The organism is Cupriavidus sp. HE11 (genome assembly GCF_056097175.1).
Genome location: NZ_CP184465.1, coordinates 869,040 through 885,487, shown reverse-complemented (window position 1 = coordinate 885,487; position 16,448 = coordinate 869,040). Strand labels below are relative to the sequence as shown.

Annotated in this window: 17 protein-coding genes and 1 pseudogene; 9 read left to right on the top strand and 9 right to left on the bottom strand. The window is 66.1% G+C overall.

Annotation, left to right across the window (positions count from 1 at the left end; all coding sequences use genetic code 11):
• Positions 1 to 2: 2 nt before the first annotated feature.
• Together ACOABP_RS21370 and ACOABP_RS21365 are read left to right on the top strand one after the other, a co-directional pair.
• Positions 3 to 530 carry a hypothetical protein gene (locus ACOABP_RS21370; RefSeq protein ID WP_474230113.1) on the top strand — a complete coding sequence of 176 codons (528 nt, stop codon included), beginning with the start codon at positions 3 to 5 and terminating at the stop codon, positions 528 to 530.
• 207 nt (positions 531 to 737) lie between these two features.
• Positions 738 to 1,160: pseudogene (locus ACOABP_RS21365) on the top strand (POTRA domain-containing protein); the annotation flags it as partial.
• Between the two features lie 68 nt (positions 1,161 to 1,228).
• Here ACOABP_RS21365 and ACOABP_RS21360 read toward each other — a convergent pair.
• Entirely contained in the window at positions 1,229 to 2,149 is a 921-nt protein-coding gene (locus ACOABP_RS21360) for a LysR family transcriptional regulator (protein ID WP_474230111.1), read from the bottom strand.
• Between the two features lie 111 nt (positions 2,150 to 2,260).
• Between ACOABP_RS21360 and ACOABP_RS21355 the strand changes: the two genes are divergently transcribed.
• From ACOABP_RS21355 to ACOABP_RS21335, 5 genes are all read left to right on the top strand, one after another.
• Entirely contained in the window at positions 2,261 to 3,430 is a 1,170-nt protein-coding gene (locus ACOABP_RS21355) for a CaiB/BaiF CoA transferase family protein (RefSeq protein ID WP_474230109.1), read from the top strand.
• Between the two features lie 41 nt (positions 3,431 to 3,471).
• On the top strand, positions 3,472 to 3,939 hold the full coding sequence (locus ACOABP_RS21350; protein ID WP_066736886.1) for a MaoC family dehydratase: 468 nt from the start codon (positions 3,472 to 3,474) through the stop codon (positions 3,937 to 3,939).
• Between the two features lie 135 nt (positions 3,940 to 4,074).
• On the top strand, positions 4,075 to 5,094 hold the full coding sequence (locus ACOABP_RS21345; protein WP_474230107.1) for a Bug family tripartite tricarboxylate transporter substrate binding protein: 1,020 nt from the start codon (positions 4,075 to 4,077) through the stop codon (positions 5,092 to 5,094).
• Between the two features lie 51 nt (positions 5,095 to 5,145).
• On the top strand, positions 5,146 to 6,306 hold the full coding sequence (locus ACOABP_RS21340; RefSeq protein WP_474230106.1) for an acyl-CoA dehydrogenase family protein: 1,161 nt from the start codon (positions 5,146 to 5,148) through the stop codon (positions 6,304 to 6,306).
• 14 nt (positions 6,307 to 6,320) lie between these two features.
• Entirely contained in the window at positions 6,321 to 7,355 is a 1,035-nt protein-coding gene (locus tag ACOABP_RS21335) for an acyl-CoA dehydrogenase family protein (protein WP_474230105.1), read from the top strand.
• A 17-nt stretch (positions 7,356 to 7,372) separates the two neighbouring features.
• On the opposite strand, the gene ACOABP_RS21330 is transcribed toward ACOABP_RS21335, so the two are convergent.
• The 5 genes from ACOABP_RS21330 to ACOABP_RS21310 all read right to left on the bottom strand — a co-directional run bounded on the left by ACOABP_RS21330 (position 7,373) and on the right by ACOABP_RS21310 (position 11,150).
• Positions 7,373 to 8,359 carry a FecR domain-containing protein gene (locus ACOABP_RS21330; RefSeq protein ID WP_474230103.1) on the bottom strand — a complete coding sequence of 329 codons (987 nt, stop codon included), beginning with the start codon at positions 8,357 to 8,359 and terminating at the stop codon, positions 7,373 to 7,375.
• Between the two features lie 10 nt (positions 8,360 to 8,369).
• Positions 8,370 to 8,879 carry a sigma-70 family RNA polymerase sigma factor gene (locus ACOABP_RS21325; protein WP_474230102.1) on the bottom strand — a complete coding sequence of 170 codons (510 nt, stop codon included), beginning with the start codon at positions 8,877 to 8,879 and terminating at the stop codon, positions 8,370 to 8,372.
• Between the two features lie 149 nt (positions 8,880 to 9,028).
• Positions 9,029 to 9,706, bottom strand: coding sequence for an MliC family protein (locus tag ACOABP_RS21320; RefSeq protein ID WP_474230100.1), 678 nt, complete (start codon positions 9,704 to 9,706; stop codon positions 9,029 to 9,031).
• Positions 9,707 to 9,729: 23 nt separating this feature from the next.
• On the bottom strand, positions 9,730 to 10,116 hold the full coding sequence (locus ACOABP_RS21315; protein WP_474230099.1) for a cupin domain-containing protein: 387 nt from the start codon (positions 10,114 to 10,116) through the stop codon (positions 9,730 to 9,732).
• 140 nt (positions 10,117 to 10,256) lie between these two features.
• Complete coding sequence (locus ACOABP_RS21310; RefSeq protein WP_474230097.1) at positions 10,257 to 11,150, bottom strand: LysR family transcriptional regulator; 894 nt, start codon at positions 11,148 to 11,150, stop codon at positions 10,257 to 10,259.
• Positions 11,151 to 11,288: 138 nt separating this feature from the next.
• On the opposite strand from ACOABP_RS21310, the gene ACOABP_RS21305 reads away from it, so the two are divergent.
• On the top strand, positions 11,289 to 12,500 hold the full coding sequence (locus ACOABP_RS21305; protein WP_474230095.1) for a CaiB/BaiF CoA transferase family protein: 1,212 nt from the start codon (positions 11,289 to 11,291) through the stop codon (positions 12,498 to 12,500).
• A 34-nt stretch (positions 12,501 to 12,534) separates the two neighbouring features.
• Complete coding sequence (locus ACOABP_RS21300; protein WP_474230094.1) at positions 12,535 to 13,533, top strand: tripartite tricarboxylate transporter substrate binding protein; 999 nt, start codon at positions 12,535 to 12,537, stop codon at positions 13,531 to 13,533.
• Here the strand turns inward: ACOABP_RS21300 and ACOABP_RS21295 are convergent.
• The 3 genes from ACOABP_RS21295 to treF all read right to left on the bottom strand — a co-directional run bounded on the left by ACOABP_RS21295 (position 13,520) and on the right by treF (position 16,418).
• Positions 13,520 to 14,038 (bottom strand): PIN domain-containing protein, encoded by a 519-nt coding sequence (locus tag ACOABP_RS21295; RefSeq protein WP_474230093.1) that lies wholly within the window; start codon positions 14,036 to 14,038, stop codon positions 13,520 to 13,522. The genes ACOABP_RS21300 and ACOABP_RS21295 overlap by 14 nt on opposite strands.
• 15 nt (positions 14,039 to 14,053) lie before the next feature.
• Positions 14,054 to 14,251, bottom strand: coding sequence for a hypothetical protein (locus ACOABP_RS21290; RefSeq protein ID WP_474230091.1), 198 nt, complete (start codon positions 14,249 to 14,251; stop codon positions 14,054 to 14,056).
• 412 nt (positions 14,252 to 14,663) lie between these two features.
• Positions 14,664 to 16,418, bottom strand: a complete 1,755-nt coding sequence (gene treF / locus ACOABP_RS21285; RefSeq protein ID WP_474230089.1) for an alpha,alpha-trehalase TreF — start codon at positions 16,416 to 16,418, stop codon at positions 14,664 to 14,666.
• Positions 16,419 to 16,448: the final 30 nt, after the last annotated feature.

Sequence of the window (16,448 nt, the reverse complement as noted above, 5' to 3'; positions counted from 1 at the left end):
TCATGATTGACGATGTAGAAGAAAATTCAGTTGTGATGGTGAGATTTTGCGGAAAAATAAGGTGGTTTCGCAGCGATCGGGATTTATGGGTACTCGATATTGATAAGTGGAGAAATGAATTTATCAGTCACGGGTACGATGTCCCTGATTTCGACGAATCGTATAGATTCGGTATAAGATCGGTTAATCAAAACAATGCAAGAATATTTCTTGAAAGCATGTCTGAATTCGAGGTCGATCGCGAAGAGTTGAGCTTTGAGCTGGCAAAACGTTTTGTTGGTGCAAAATCGTGGTGGGATGTGAAGGACCTGTTTCCTATCATGTTTGTCGATTTCGATGGGAGGCGGGTCGCCGCATTTTATTCAGAAGGGACCCCGATGGAACGATACATTCCAGATGGCTGGGTTGGTGAATTCGTAGATTTTGCAAATGAATATGATGAGACGATGTTACCTGAAGGTGAGAAATTTTGGGTAAAGGCGGGCTCAGATTTGCTAAGGTTGCTCAACGAACGAGGGGCCGCTCTCTGATCGACGGAGAAGTTAGTAACTTCAGATCCATCATAGGCGGCGATGCGCATAGCAATCCGCCCCTATCCCTAATCAACACGCACTCTTCTGGCGGGCGACTCGGTCCCGCCTGCCCCTTGTCACGCCGATGTTTTCGAAGTCGCCGCACATTGCCAAGCTCGCGTCACTCGCACTTGGCCTTTCAACCATCCTATCCCATCGCTTGCGCTGGCCCAAGTCCCGCCGCCCCCCGGCCAGGCCACCGCCCTGACCAACGCCGAGCAAGACCAGCGCACGCGCCAGCAGCAGGAAGCCCGCGAACGCGCGGCCATTGTTGATGCACCGGCGGTGCGCGCTGAAGCAACCGCCCGCGCCGAATTTCCTGCGTTGCCGCAGGAATTCCCGTGCTTCCGAGTCAACCGCTTCGCCCTCGAAGTCCCCAGGGACCTTCCTGCTGACCTGCAAGCCGCAGGCGCCTCGGCCCTGCCGATGGACCCGTTTGCCTTTGCACAACTGTGGCTTGACCATTACCAGGGCGAGTGCGTTGGCAAGCAGGGTGTCGAGACGCTGGTCAAGGGGCTATCGCAAACGATCCTGTCGAAGGGTTACGTCACCACGCGCGTGCTGGTACCCGAACAGGATTTGTCGTCGTGACGGCGGGGATGCAGGTGGTTTATCAGTATTAGGCCATGATCACGTGCCGGCGGCCGCGCGGAACGCTAATCTCCGCTTGACTCCTGCCCTTTCTCCTCCTGCGCAATCCGTCGCGCTACCGATACAAACCGCTGCACATGCAGGTCGTCGGTGTCCTGCTGCGTCGCCAGCGCAATGCCGATGCGGTTGGTCGGGCGCGGGCTCGACAGGCGCAGAAAGCGCACGCGCCGGTTGGTATAGCGTGCCGTCACCCCCGGCACCAGCGCCACGCCCAATCCGCTCTCCACCAGGCTGACGATGGTCTGCACCTGTACGGCTTCCTGTGTGATGCGCGGCACGAAACCGGCCTGCTGGCATAGCAACATCGCCACGGCCTGAAGGTTGGGCACGTCGGCGCTGGGATGCATGATGAAGGGTTCGTCGGCCAGTGCCTTGAGCGCGATGCTGTCCTGGGCGGCGAAGCGGCTCTCGGCCGGCACGGCGGCCATGAACGAATCGGATTCCAGTGGCAGCAGCTGGAAGGGACCGCTGCTCAGGATGGGAAAGCGCACCAGCCCCGCGTCGAGCTGCCCGCGTTCAATGCGGTCGAGGATCGCGGCCGAGGTGGATTCGTGCAGGATCAGTTCGATACCGGGGTGTTCGCCCCGAAACGCCGGAATCAGGCGCGGCAGCAGCGCATAGGTGGCCGATCCGACAAAGCCCACGCGCAGTGCCCCGCGCTCGCCATGCGCGGCCGATTGGGCGGCGGCGCGCGCCTGCTCCGCATGGAACAGCGCGCGACGGGCATCGTTCAGCGCTGCCTCGCCGGCCTGAGTCAGCCGCACGCCACGCGTGGTTCGCACGAACAGCGCGGTGCCCAGCGACGCTTCGAGCTTGCGGATCGAGATGGACAGCGGCGGCTGCGCCATATGCAGGCGCTCGGCGGCACGGTGAAAGTTGCCGGTCTCGGCAAGCACGACAAACTGCTGGAGCTGGCGCAGGTCCATGGTGATATACAACCGATATCAGTTCTTAAATATCTAATATTAGACGCAAGCGGCCGGCTGGACTACGCTAGGCCCCCATCAGATCCATAAAAGCCATAAGGAGACACCACGATGCTGCCCCTGTCAGGTGTTCGTGTCGTCGACCTGTCGACAGTTGTCATGGGCCCGTACGCCAGCCAGTGGCTGGCCGACCTGGGCGCCGAAGTCATCAAGGTGGAAACGCCCGACGGCGATTCCACGCGCCGCACCGGCCCGGCTACCGAAGATGGCATGTCCGCCATTTTTCTGGGCGTAAACCGCAGCAAGAAGAGCGTGGTGCTGAACCTGAAGCAGCCGGCCGCCCAGGCGGCGTTGCACAGGCTGCTGGAAACGGCCGACGTGTTCCTGCACAGCATGCGCCCGCAGAAGCTGGGCAAGCTGGACCTGGAGCCGGCCAGTGTCATGGCGCGCCATCCGCAACTGGTCTACGTGAGCCTGCTGGGCTTTGCCGAGGATGGCCCCTACGGCGGCCGCCCGGCCTACGACGACATCATCCAGGGGCTGTGCGGCAACGCCGCGCTAATGGCTGCGCAGACTGGCACCGTGCGCTATTTCCCGACGATTTCGGCTGACAAGACCAGCGGCCTGGTGGCGGCGCTGTCGATCTCCGCCGCGCTGGCTGGCCGCGAGCGCAATGGCGGCAATGGCGGCATGGTGGAAGTGCCGATGTTCGAGTCGATGGTGGCATTCAATCTGGTCGAGCACCTGTATGGGCAGCACTTCGAGCCGCCGCGCGCCACCGCCGGCTATCCGCGCGTGCTGGCGCCGTTGCGTCGGCCTTACCAGACGGCCGATGGCTACGTCTGCATGATGCCGTACACCGATGCCCACTGGCGCGACTTCTTCCAGGCCGCCGGCCGCGACGACCTGGCCGCCGATGCGCGCTTCACGGACATCGCCGCGCGCACACGCCATATCGAGACGCTTTACGAGATCACCGGCGAACTGGTGCGCGAACGCAGCACCGCCGACTGGCTGGCGCTGTGCGAGACGCTGCAGATCCCGGTGGCCCGCGTCAACGACCTGAACGAACTAGTGGACGATCCGCACCTGCGGGCCACCGGTTTTTTCGATCAGGTGGACGACCCGGCCATGGGTACGCTGCGTTTTCCGGGGGCGCCGGTGCGATTCGACGGCGAGCGCGCCCATGCCACCGTGCCGCCGCGCCTGGGCGAGCATACGCGCGAGGTGCTGGGCAGCCTGGGCCTGAGCGATGCCGAGATCGCCGCGCTGGGCGATTGACCATCGAACCCTTCCCCATCGATACACGACACGGAGACAACATGACCGCAGCACAGCCGCAACGCCTGGGACAGGGCTTCTACTGGCAGGACATCCGCGAAGGCCAGGTATTCGAAACCTTCCGCCGCACCGTGACCGAGACCGACCTGGTCAACTTCATCTCGGTCACCGGCATGCTGGAGGCCATCTTCATCGAGGAGGGTTACGAGGCGGGCGCGATCAAGGGCCGGCCGGTGCCTGCCGCGCTGACCTACGCGCTGATCGAAGGGTTCATCCTGCAGACGATGATCCAGGGCACGGGCCTGGCGATGCTCGAACTGACGCAGAAGATCCACGGCCCGGTGCTGGTGGGCGACACCATCCACGCACGGATCACCGTGACCGGTGTGCGGCCGACGTCGAAGAGCGGCCGCGCCGTGGTGGATTCGTCGATCGAGGTATTCAACCAGCGCCAGGAGCTGGTCATGACCTATACCGCGCGGCGGCTGCTGGCCGGACGCGAGGCCTGACGGCCGGGTCGACACACCCGGGCACGGACGGGCGCGGACGGGGCGCAACCAAAGCGCCATCGAGGGCATCACGGCGCGCGCCGCCCGGCCACTGACAGGCCAGGCAGGACACGGTTTTAACCGGAGGAGACAACCATGCCATCACAGAGCAGAATTGCCAGGCATTGCTTCAACGTTCCATCGCGCCGCACATGGCTGCTGGCGCTGACAGGCTGCGCGCTGGCCGTAGCCATGCTGCCACGCCCGGCGCAGGCCGCGGCCTATCCCGACCGGCCCATCCGGCTGGTGGTGCCGTTCCCGCCCGGCGGGCCTACCGACCTGGTGTCGCGCGTGATCGCCAGGAAGATGTCGGATGAACTGGGCCAGCAGGTGCTGGTCGACAACCGGCCCGGAGCCAACGGCAATATCGGCAACGAGATCGTCGCCAAGGCGCCCGCCGATGGCTACACGGTGCTGTACAACACGTCGTCGATCGCGCTTAGCCAGGCGCTGTACAAGAAGCTGCCCTACGACGTGAAGCGCGACCTGGTGCCGGTAGCCATGACGGCCAACGTGCCGCTGGTGCTGGAAGTCAACGCGCAGGTGCCGGCGAACACGGTGCCCGAGTTCGTGGCATGGCTCAAGGCCCATCCCGGCAAGATGACCTACGGCTCGGCCGGCAACGGCAATGTCACGCATCTGGCCGCGTTCCTGTTCCTGCAGGCCAACGGACTGGACGCAGTGCACGCGCCGTACAAGGGTAGCGCCCCCGCGCTCACCGATCTCGCCAGCGGCCAGGTGCAGTTCATGACCGATACGATCAACTCGTCGCTGCCGTTTATCCGCGACAAGCGCATGAAGGCGCTGGCCGTGACCAGTGCCGCGCGCAGTGCGCAGTTGCCGGACGTGCCCACGCTGGCGGAATCGGGCATGCAGGGGTTCGAGGTTGGCGCCTGGCAGGGCATGATGGTGCCCGCCAGAACGCCGCCCGATATCGTGCGCAAGCTGAACGCCGCCGCGCTGAAGGCGCTGGGTTCGGCCGATGTCCGCGCCAGCCTGGCCGCGCAGGGGGCCGAGGCACGTGGCTCCAGCCCCGACGCCTACGCGAATTACCTGGCCCATGAAATCGACCGCTGGCAAAAGGTGGTCAAGGACACGGGCGTCACGCTGGACTGACCGGCATTGACCGGCTGCCGGCCGCTGGATCGATCAGTAAAGGAGTCGACATTGCATTCGCTGTTTGGCACGTTTGCGCTGACTGCCTTGCCTGCCGGGGCCGCCGCGTTCCGGCAGGAGGTCAAGGCCTTCCTGCAAGACCATCTGCCCGCGCTGCCGCCCGATGTGCGGGCGCGCTCGTGGATGGGATTCGATGCCGGGTTCAGCCGCGCGCTGGCCCGGCGCGGATGGGTCGGTATCACGCTGCCCGCGCAGTACGGCGGCGCCGGACTCGATGCGTTCTCGCGCTTCGTGCTGGTGGAGGAGTTGCTGGCCTGCGGCGCGCCGGTGTCGGCGCACTGGATCGCCGACCGTCAGAGCGGCCCGCTGATCCTGCGTTACGGCAGCGACGCGCAGCGCGCCTTCTACCTGCCGCGCATCTGCCGCGCCGAAGCGTTCTTCTGCATCGGCATGAGCGAGCCCAATTCGGGGTCCGACCTGGCAAGCGTGGCGACGCGTGCGGTGCCGCTGCCCGATGGCGGATGGCGGCTCAATGGCCGCAAGATCTGGACGACCAACGCCGACCGCTGCCACTTCATGCTGGCGCTGGTGCGGACGTCCGGCGAGGCCGGTGACCGGCAGAAGGGCCTGTCGCAGGTGATCGTCGACCTGTCGCTGCCGGGCGTGACGGTACGGCCCATCCAGGACCTGGCCGGCGACGCCCATTTTTCGGAGGTCAGCTTCGATGACGTGTTGCTGCCTGCCGACGCGCTGGTGGGGCAGGAGGGCGCGGGCTGGGAGCAGGTCAACGCAGAACTGGCTTTTGAGCGCAGCGGCCCGGAGCGGCTGTATTCGAGCGTGGTCCTGCTCGATGCATGGATGGCGGCGCTGCGCCGGCTGCCGGCGGTGCGGCGCGATGTGGTGACAATCGGCCGGATCATGGCGCAGCTTGCCACGCTACGCGCCATGTCGCTGGCCGTGACTGCCCGGCTGGCCGCCGGTGAAAGCCCGCTGGTCGAGGCCGCGCTGGTCAAGGACCTGGGCACCGGGCTGGAACAATCGATTGGCGCGCTGGCCGAGGCGGCACTGGGCGACGACATGGACCTGGCCACAGACGCCGACCTGTATCGCACGGCGGCCTATGTGAGCCAGATCTCGCCGACCTATTCGCTGCGGGGCGGCACGCGCGAAATCCTGCGCGGGATGATCGCGCGGGGCCTGGGGCTACGCTGACACGGAGAATGGGCATGGACGACATTTACGCCGATGCGCTGGAAACGGTGCTGCGCGATCACTGCACGCCAGCCGTGGTGCGGGCCATCGAGGCCGGCGACGCACCCGCGGCCGCCGCGCTCTGGGCGCAACTCGATGCCAGCGGTTTCGCGGACAGCCTGCTACCCGATGCCGGCCTGACCCTGCGAGACATCTTGCCGATGCTGCTGGTCACTGGGCAATACGCGATACCGCTGCCGCTGGGTCAGACCATGTTTGCGCGCGCGGTGCTGCACGCGGCCGGCGTTGCGATACCGGACGGGCCCGTCGCGCTAGCCAGTTTCGGGCAGCAGGGGCGTGCCAGAGTGGCCGATGGGGCCACGGCAAGCTGGTTCCTGGCGCAGCAGGCAGGCCGTGCCTGGCTGTTGCGTCGCGACGCCGCCAAAGTGGCGCCAACCGGCGTGCATGGCGACCTTACGGTCAGCATTGCCAGTACGCCTGGGCCGAGCTTCGACCTGGCGCCGGGCACGCTGCAAACCATCGGTGCCGCGCTGCATGCCGCGCAGATGGCAGGTGCCATCGCGCGCGTGTTCGACCTGACCCTGCAGTACGCCAACGACCGCGTGCAGTTTGGCCGCCCAGTGGGCAAGTTCCAGGCGATCCAGCACCAGATCAGCGTGATGGCCGAGCAGGTGGCGGCCACGCGCATGGCCGCGCAGATCGCATTTTCCGCCGAAGGCCCGACGCCGCATCGCATGCACGCGGCCATCGCCAAGTTCGGAGCCAGCGATGCCGTGACGCCGGTCACATCGATGGCCCACGCCGTGCACGGGGCCATCGGCGTCACCGCTGAATACGACCTGCAGCTTTATACGCGCCGGCTGCATGCATGGCGTGTGGCCGATGGTTCGGAGCAATACTGGGCACGCGAAATCGGCCAGGCGGCCTGCGAGGCGAATGGCGCCGCGGAAGCTGATGCGGGGATAGGTGCGGGCACAGGTGCGGTGGACATCATTCGCGCCTGGAGTGGTGAAGCCGTGCAGCGTCCAATCGGCCCAGCCGTCGCATAAAAAGCGTAAAGCGACGATCAGGCCGGCAGCACCGTGGTCCAGTAGCGCGTCATGAAATGGATGCGCACCGGCAGCATGCCGCGTAGTGCGTCGAGGATGCGGTCAGTGTCGGCGATAGGGAAGGTGCCGGACACGCGCAGGGCCGCGATGGCGGGATCGCAGCGCAGATGGCCCGGGCGATAGCGGTCGACATCGGCCAGGAATGCATCGAGCCGCATGTCGGCCGCCACCAGCATGCCGTCGGTCCAGGCAGTGGCGGCGTCGGAAAGCGGTGCAGGTGCCTCGACACGTGTGGACGTGAAGTGCGTGGCCTGGCCGGCCTTGACGATGCGCTCGGCGTCCGTGGCTTCGGCGGGGCGCACCGACACGGCGCCTTCGGTCACGCCGATCCAGCCCGCATCGGGCAGATGCCGCACCGCGAAGCGCGTACCCAGCGGCTGCAGCGTGGCCGCCTGCATGGCGACGACGAACGGTCGTGGCGACACGGCTGCCGCATCGCGTGCGGTCTCGATCTCGATCTCGCCGCGCTTCAGGATCACGCGGCGCTCGGTGGCCGAGAAGGCGATGTCGATGGCGGTATCGGTATTGAGCTGCACAAGCGTGCCGTCGTCGAGCGTCAGCCGCCGTTGCTCGCCCACGGCGGTGTGCGCGTCGGCCAGCCAGCCCTGCAAGGGCGTGTGCTCGCGCGTCATCCAGCCTACGCCACCGCCCACGAACAGCACGGCAAGCGCCCGGACGGCCTGGCGGCGATTGGCCGAGCGGGGCGGCGCCAGCGCGGCACTGGCCATGGCGCTGGCTAGTGGCGAAGCCACGCCGCGCAGGCGGGCATTGACGGCTTCGATATGCGCCCACGCGCGGGCGTGTTCGGGATGCTGGTCGAGCCAGCGGCGCCAGGCTGCGCGCGTGGCATCGTCGGCATCGCTGCCTTGCAGCGTGACCAGCCATTCCACGGCGGCATGTGCCACGTCGGGCCGGATGGCGGCGGCGGGGGGCGTGCGGGTCATGGCGCGCAGGTCACGGTGAGGAGATGGCGAAATAGCACTGCGTGCCGGCGCGGATCAGGTAGCGCTTGACGGTGGTGACGGAGATATTCAGGGCGGCTGCGATGTCCGCCTGGCTCAGGCCGTCAAGCTGTGCCATCAGGAATGCGCGCTGGACCGGCACGGGCAGGCCGTCGAGCAGTTCGGCAATTTCCTGCAGCGTTTCCAGCAGAATCGCCCGTTCCTCGACCGAGGGCACCAGCGACGGCGGCTGGTGCGCCAGCGCTTCGAGGTACGCCTGTTCGAGCTTGTCGCGGCGCCACTGGTTTGCCATCACGCGTTGCGCGACGGTGGTCAGGAAGGCGCGCGGCTCAAGAATGGACGGGGTTTCCTCGCGGGCCAGCAGCCGCATGAACGTGTCCTGGGCCAGGTCCGCGGAACGGTGCCAGCAGCCCACCTTGCGGTGCAGCCAGCCAAGCAGCCAGCGGTGATGGTTGCTGTATAGCGCGTGAATGTCCTGATGCGGACCGGCGTCGGCGGCCATTGTCCTTTCCTTGTCGCCGCGGCGGGCCTGCAGAGGTACGGAGTACCGGGAAATGAGAATCGTTATTATATGGACGCGTGCCGCGCGGGGCAAATGAAACGTGGCCGGCACGTGGCGAACGTCGTGCCCGTGCCACGTTTTGGCCGCTGTCAGTTGGCGGTCATCTCCACGCGGCAGTTCATTTCGGGCTTGCCGGGCAACGCCAGCCGGGCGTCGGGGCCCTTGTCCCAGAACTGCGCCTCGCCGTCCTTGAGCGTGGCCGCATAGCGGGCGCCGGAGGCGGCCGGCGCTTGCTGCAGCACCAGTTGCTGGTCAAGCCAGCGCAAGTACGCGTAGCCCGGGTCGGTCTGCACGAAGGTGCCGGCGATGACTGCCTCCACGCCGGGGCAGCGGATATTGAACGGGCCCCGGCTGATGCCTCGGTCGTCCTGCGTGCGGGCGCCGGCATAGCCATGGCGCAGATCGTAGATTCGCTGCAGATAGTTGGTGGCCGTGCAGGCATGCGCGTCGTCGGCCTTCCAGCAATCGTTGCGGCCCTTGATCCAGCCCCGCTGCTCGGCAATCAGCGACTTCTTCTGTGCGGTCGGCAGCGACCGTGCATCGAGTGCCAGGCCGTAGAGGCGCGTGGTCTCGCGGTCCAGCCGTGCCAGCGTGGCGTCCTTGCAGACCATCTGCTCGATCTGTCCATCCGCCTTCTTGCAGTCGAAGCTCGGCGTGGCGGCGGCCTGCGCGGCTTGTACAGGGGCAGGGCCGGCGAAAGAGAGTGCGGCGAGAGCGGCAGGGAGGATGGTCGGCAGGGCAGGCAGCAGGGCGGGGCGTCTGGACATGGCAGGGGTCTCCTGCGGGCCGCTCAGCCCGCGTTGCGATCGATCACGACGAAATGCTTGCGTACGGGTTCGATGACTTCGAATACGCCTTCGAATCCCGCCGGGATCACGCAGGCATCGCCCGGGCCGAACTCCCGTGCGCTACCAGTATGGCTGGTGATGCGCAGCCGGCCACTGATGACACAGAAGAATTCTTCCTTGCCGGCCGGAAAGGCGATGCGCCACGCGCCCGGCTGGCATGCCCAGATGCCACAGTCGAAATCGCCCTGTTCGGCGCTGTAGTGCGTCCAGGTGGTGCGGTCCGGATTGCCCTGCACCAGGCGGTCGGGCCGTGGATTGTCGTGTGTGGGGGCCGGATCGGCACGGAAATCGACCAGGGAGACGGGGGCGGGGGAAGTCGGGTGCGGCATGGGTGGCGACCCGGGGAAAACCGGGCGAGGCAGGGTCTGAAGGGTTTGAAGGGGCTGAAGAGGGTGTACAGCCGTAAGTGTAGCTGCCGATGCCGCGCGTGGCCGGACGCCGGCCGGACACGCCGGCCAGCGATCAGCGGTCAGCGGCCGGCCGCCTTGTCCCGCAGGAAGGCAACCAGCGTCGTGACTGCACGCGTCTGGTAGCGGGCCGGCATGTACATCAGGTACATGGTGGTGCGCAGGAACGCCAGGTCCTGGGGTGGCAGGGGCAGTTGCAGCAAGGTGCCGGCGGCCAGGTCGCGGTCGACCATGTAGCGGGGTACCAGGCCCACGCCCAGCCCCTGCAGGATGGCGTCGCGCAGGAAGAAGAAATTGGCCGACATCAGGCGCGGCCGGATACTCGGCACCCCGCCCGCCGCGCCGGCCCGGCCCGCGGCATGCAGCTTCTGACCGGTCAGCTCGGACGTAATCAGCGGCAGGTCCCGAAACTGGTCGAGCGTGCGCGGCATGCCGTATTCGCGTACCAGATGCGGGGTGGCACACGCCACATATTCGACATCGCCCAGGCTGTGGGCCACGGCATTGGTGGGCGTTTCCGCCATGACGCGGATGGAAAAGTCCACCGCCCCCTTGATCAGGTCCTCGATGTCGTTATCGAAAATGACATTGAGCGTGATGGCGGGGTACATCGTCATGAACTCGATAAACCAGGCCGACATGGTGTGCTGGCCGAATCCGCTCGGCACGCTAAGCCGCACCGTGCCGCTCAGGCGTTTGCCCAGGCTCTGCACAGACTCCTGGGCGGCCATCAGTTCATGGCGGATGGCGCGGCCGTGTTCGTAGAGTTGCCATCCCAGCTCGGTCGGTTCGAGCTGCCGGGTGCTGCGCCTGAGTAGTTCGGCCCCAAGCTGGCGCTCGAAATGATTGAGCCGCTTGCTCACATTGGCGCGGCTCATGCCGAGCTGGCTGGCGGCGCGGCTCAGGTTGCCGGCGTCGATGATATCGACCAGCAATGCGAGTGCGTTCAGGTCCATTGTCAACCTTGAGTATTCATATATGGTGAAAATCGGTTGCAATTGTCAAGCATAAGGAACATATGGACAATGCATGCTCGTAAAGACAACCGGACCTCCCTGGCAGGAACAGATCCGGACGCGGGGAGACGCAGCAAAATGAATCACGAAAACATGGCATCGCTGCCGCTGGCCGGCGTGCGGGTGCTGGATCTGTCACGTGTGCTGGCAGGCCCGATGTGCGCGATGGCGCTGGCCGACCTGGGTGCCGACGTCATCAAGGTGGAGCATCCCGCCCGAGGCGACGACACCCGCGACTGGGGCGTGCGCATCGGCTCGCGCAATACTTCCTATTTCAATAGCGCCAACCGCAACAAGCGTTCGGTGACGCTGGACCTGCAGGACGAGGCCGGCCTGGCGCTGGCCCGGCAGCTCGCCGCGCAGTGCGACGTGGTGATCCAGAACTTCAAGGTGGGTGGCGCCGAGAAACTCGGGCTGGGCTACGAACAGCTCAGCGAGATCAATCCGCGCCTGGTCTACTGTTCGATTTCCGGCTACGCCCGCTTCACGCCCGAAGCCGAACGCCCCGGCTACGACCTGGTGGTGCAGGGCGAGTCCGGCGTGATGGCGACCAACGGCGAGGCCGGACAGGGCCCGCTGAAGTTCGGCGTGGCGGCCGTCGACATGTTCACGGGCATGTATTCCGCCCAGGCGATCCTGGCCGCGCTGTTCGCGCGCCAGTCCACCGGCCGCGGCCGCCACGTGCAGATGGCCCTCTACGATTGCGGCGTGATGATCACGTCCTACTACGGCATGGAGGCCTTGCTCAAGGCCGGCGACCCGCCCAAGTTCGGCAATGCGCATCCGTCCATCGTCCCCTACGGCGTGTTTGAAGCCGCCGATGGTCCGCTGGTAATCACGGTCGGCAACAACGGCCAGTTCCAGCGCTTCTGCCGCGAGGTCATCGGCTGCCCCGAATGGGCCGATGACGAACGCTTTGCCACCAACACGGCCCGCTCTGCCCATCGCGACGAACTGCTTGCACAGGTGCGGGAGCGGCTGCAGCGCTTTACACGTGCCGACCTGCTGCAGCGCCTGACGGTTGCGCAGATTCCGTGCGGCGAGGTGCTGGGCATGCTGGACGCGCTGCAATCCGAGCGCACGGCTCAAGCCGGCCTGCTGCATCGATTCGAAGACAGCGAGGCCGGCGAACAGGCCGTGCTCGCCCCGCCGTATGCACTCGATGGTCAGCGCCTGCCCGTGCGCATGCCGCCGCCACACATGGGCCAGCATACGCATGAAGTGTTCAAGGAATTGCTGAAGCTCGACGACAACGCCATCGCGGATCTGCAATCCCGAGGCGTGATCTGACACCCCGAATTTTCGATCGACAGGAGACAAGACAATGACCAAGCTGCTACTGAGCCGCCGCCAGGTACTGAAGGCGGGTGCTGCCGCGTCGATGGCCGCCGTGATGCCTTCGGTGCTGGCAAAGACCGGCTGGCCCGACAAGTTCATCAGGATGGTGGTGGCCTTCCCCGCTGGCGGCCCCACCGACACCGCCGCGCGCATCGTGGCGCAGAAGCTGTCGGAACGCCTTGGACAGCAGGTCATCATCGAGAACAAGCCCGGTGCCTCGGGCTCGATCGGCACCGCCAGCTTTATCCGCAGCCCGGCCGATGGCTACAACCTGTCGATGTTCGGCATGCCGGCCCTGCTGGCGCCGCTGATGTACAAGACCAACGCCTACGACGTGAAGAAGGACTTCCTGTCCGTTGCCACGGTCTATGTGCTGCCGATGGCCATCGTCATCAACCCGGCCGTGGTGCCGCACGTCGAGACGCTGGCAGACCTGATCCGCTTTGCCAAGGCCAGCAAGACGCCGTTGAGCTATACCAGCTCGGGCACCGGCAGCTTTGGGCATCTGGCCATGGAGCAGCTCAAGGACCTGGGCGGCTTCGACGTGCTGCACGTGCCTTACCGTGGCAGCGCTCCGGCCGTGGCCGACCTGCTCGGCGGCCAGGTGGGCATCATGTTTGCCGATGTGGTCGCAGCGTTGCCCCATATCCGCGCCGGCAAGCTCAAGGCCATCGCGCTGAGTTCGCCCAATGCCCGCGTGCTGCTGCCGAACGTGAAGACCGTCTCGGAGCAGGGCTTCCCGGGCTTCGACTTCGATTCCTGGGGCGGCCTGATCGCGCCGCTGGACACTCCGCAGCCTATCGTCGACCGCATCGCCAGCGAGACGCGCGACATCATCGGCAAGGACAAGGAGTTGCAGCAGAAGCTGGTCAGCGCAGGCGCCATCGCTTCGTTCCAGGACGGCAAGCAGATGCAGGCGCGGCTCAACAAGGACTACGACCGCTGGAGCGCCATCGTCAAGGCGAAGGGCATCAGTGCAAGCTGAGGCTCGTCGCGGCTAGCGGCTCCGGGGCCGACTTGTGGGCCGATGCGTGGGCCGATGTGCGGTTCGGCGCGAGCGGCCCGGGCGGCCCCCTCCCGAACGGATCGACCAGCCGCACACCGGTCTGGGCGAAGTCCCGCACATTGCGCGTGACCACGGCCAGACCGTGGATCATCGCGGTGGCCGCGATCATCTTGTCCAGCGGGTTCTCCGGATGGGGTACCCGCAGGTGGCCCCATAGTTCCACCACGCGCCCGTCCACGCCAAGGATGTTGTGCGCGTAGCGGCGTTGCACCGCCACCAGCCATTCATCGAGCGCGTGGCATTGCTGCCGGTCACCCCGGAAGCGCTTCAGTTCCACACCGCGCCGCAGTTCCCCCATTGTCACCACTGACACGTACAGGGCGTGTCCATCGGCCTCGGCATCCTCGAAGAAGGCGCGCACGCCGGGATCGGCCCGGCGCCCCTTGCGGCTTTCGCTGATGACATCGGTATCGATCAGATACATGTCCCGTCTCCCCCGTCATTGAATCCGTGCGAAGTCCTGGTCGTCGTAGGCGTCACCAGGCGGAATCCTCTTGAGGAACGCCGCGAAGGTCGGCTTGCGCGCCGGCCTGGCGCGGGCCGTACGCGATTTGCCGTCGCGTGACGCACCGCCAGTGTCCGTGCCGGCCGCGCTGTCGTCGAGATGCCCGGGTTTGGATTTGTCGTGCTGTTTCATGCTGGACCTCCGTCATGGGTGAATGAACGAGGCGCCATGGTGCATCCGGAAAGCCCCCAAATTTGTGTCCGGATGTGACGGGTGATTGACTGTTGATCCAGCACAATGGGGTTGCTGGCGAGCGCGAGGGATGTAAAATCCGGCCCGGAAAAGAAATACCCCGACGCGCGGGATCGTCGGGGTAGTAAGAGTTGCCAAGTCGTTTAGGGTCGCGTCGAAAATGACCCTGCGTCAGTGTGACGTTCCCGATGTGCTACGCCAATAACTCACATGAGTTATTGGCGTATGCGGAACAATCACGACGAAATGCGGCGCTGCGTCACGGAATTCTGAACAAAGGAACGAAATTCCGAATACCGGACGTAACAGGTCCGGCCAGCCGTTGTGGCACCACGATCCGGCCGGGCCGGCATCATTGTTCGCCTGTCTCCGGGCGGCCTGCCTTGCTGTGCTGCGCCGGGTGCCACGGATACATGTCCAGTAGTGCGCTGACCACGCCGTTGGTCCACCCGAAGCCGTCCTGCAGCGGATATTCGCCGCCGCCGCCCCCTTCCGCACCGCCGGCATGGCGCCGCTGCAGCCGGTATTTTTCCACCAGCTTGTATTCCGAGACATAGACACTGGCCACCGTCTGCAGCCACCGGTGCGCAATGTCGTTCGCCAGCGCGTCGCAGCCATAGCGCCGCAGGCCCATGATGCCGATCCACTGCAGCGGCGCCCAGCCGTTCGGGCGGTCCCATTGCTCGCCGGAATCGATCTCCGTGGTAGCCAGGCCGCCTTCCTCGAGCAGCCGGGCAGCGACTACGTTGGCGACCTGTGCCGCGTGCTCGGTGGTGGCCAGTCCCAGGAACAGCGGCATCAGGGCGGCCGCGCTGAGATACGGCCTGGGCGTGCCGCGATGCCAGTCGAAATCGACGAACGCGCCCATGCCTTCGTCCCACATGATCGACGAGATGGCTTGCCGCCGACGGTCCGCCGCTTCGCGATAGCGCGTGGCGCCGTCCATGTCACCGGCGTGCTTGCACAGTTCGCCAAGACGGCATTCGGTATGCCAGAGCAGGGCGTTCAGGTCGATGGGCAGGATTGCCGTGGTGCGGATGGTCGCCAGGTCGCACGTTGGCCGGCCGCTGGCGAGGTCGGGCTCGCACCAGCGCGAGCTGAAATCCCAGCCCGACTCGGCAGCGGCGCGCAGGTCGCGGAACACCAGGTGCGCGGGGCGACCGGCGCGCCGGGCCGTTGCCACGTCTTCCAGGTACGCTTCCTCGCGCGGATGGGCGCGGTCGTCCCAGTAGCGGTTGAGCAGGGCGCCGCCGGGCATGCGTACCAGGCGCCGGTAGGCGTTGCCAGGGGCCAGGTGCGCGGCGCCGTCCATCCAGAACGCATATTCGCGCTCAAGCTGGGGCAGGTAGCGCACGGCCGCATCGACGCCCTCGTCCTCGAAGAGATCGGTCATCAGCGCGAACACCGGCGGTTGCGACCGGCTCAGGTAGTAAGACCGCGTGCCGTTGGGCACCAGCCCGTAGGTGTCGAGCAGATAGGCGAAGTTGTCGGCCATCGCGCGCAGCAGGTCGTGCCGGCCGCTGGCCGACAGGCCCAGCATGGTGAAGTACGAATCCCAGTAGTACAGCTCGCGAAAGCGCCCGCCCGGCACCACGTATGGCCGGGGCAGCGGCAGCAGCGAGCAGCGTGGCGGATGTTCGGCCGGCTCGCGCGTGAGCACGGGCCACAGGCCGTCGATGTGCTCGCGCATCGAGTTGTCCGGGTCCGATTCGTAGTGGTCGTCCGACACGGTCTCGCGGGCAAAGAAGTTGCGTACGAAGGCCTCGAGCGAAAAGCCGGGCCCGTCCCGCTCGGCCCGGTAGCGCGCCAGGATGGCTTCGGGCGCATCGAGCGGAATGCAGTCGGGAAAGGTCTTGCTGTCCGCGAACATGCCGCTGGCCTGCACGTCGACGAACAGTTCGGCGTAGCGTTCGGCCGGCGACAGGGCGTCGGCTTCCGCGCAGCCGGGCAGCGTGCACGGGGCGGGCGTCGGCAGATGGGTGATGGCGGGTGCGTGACCGTGGCAGTGCGACGGCGAGGCTGGCTGCGTGGGCGCCTGAGCCGGCGCCGTGGCCGGGGCCGCGGCAGTTGCGTCCGCCTCGGCGGCGGCCGGGACCGCAGAAGTCACCGCCGCAGGATGCGGCGCGGCGTCCGCCTC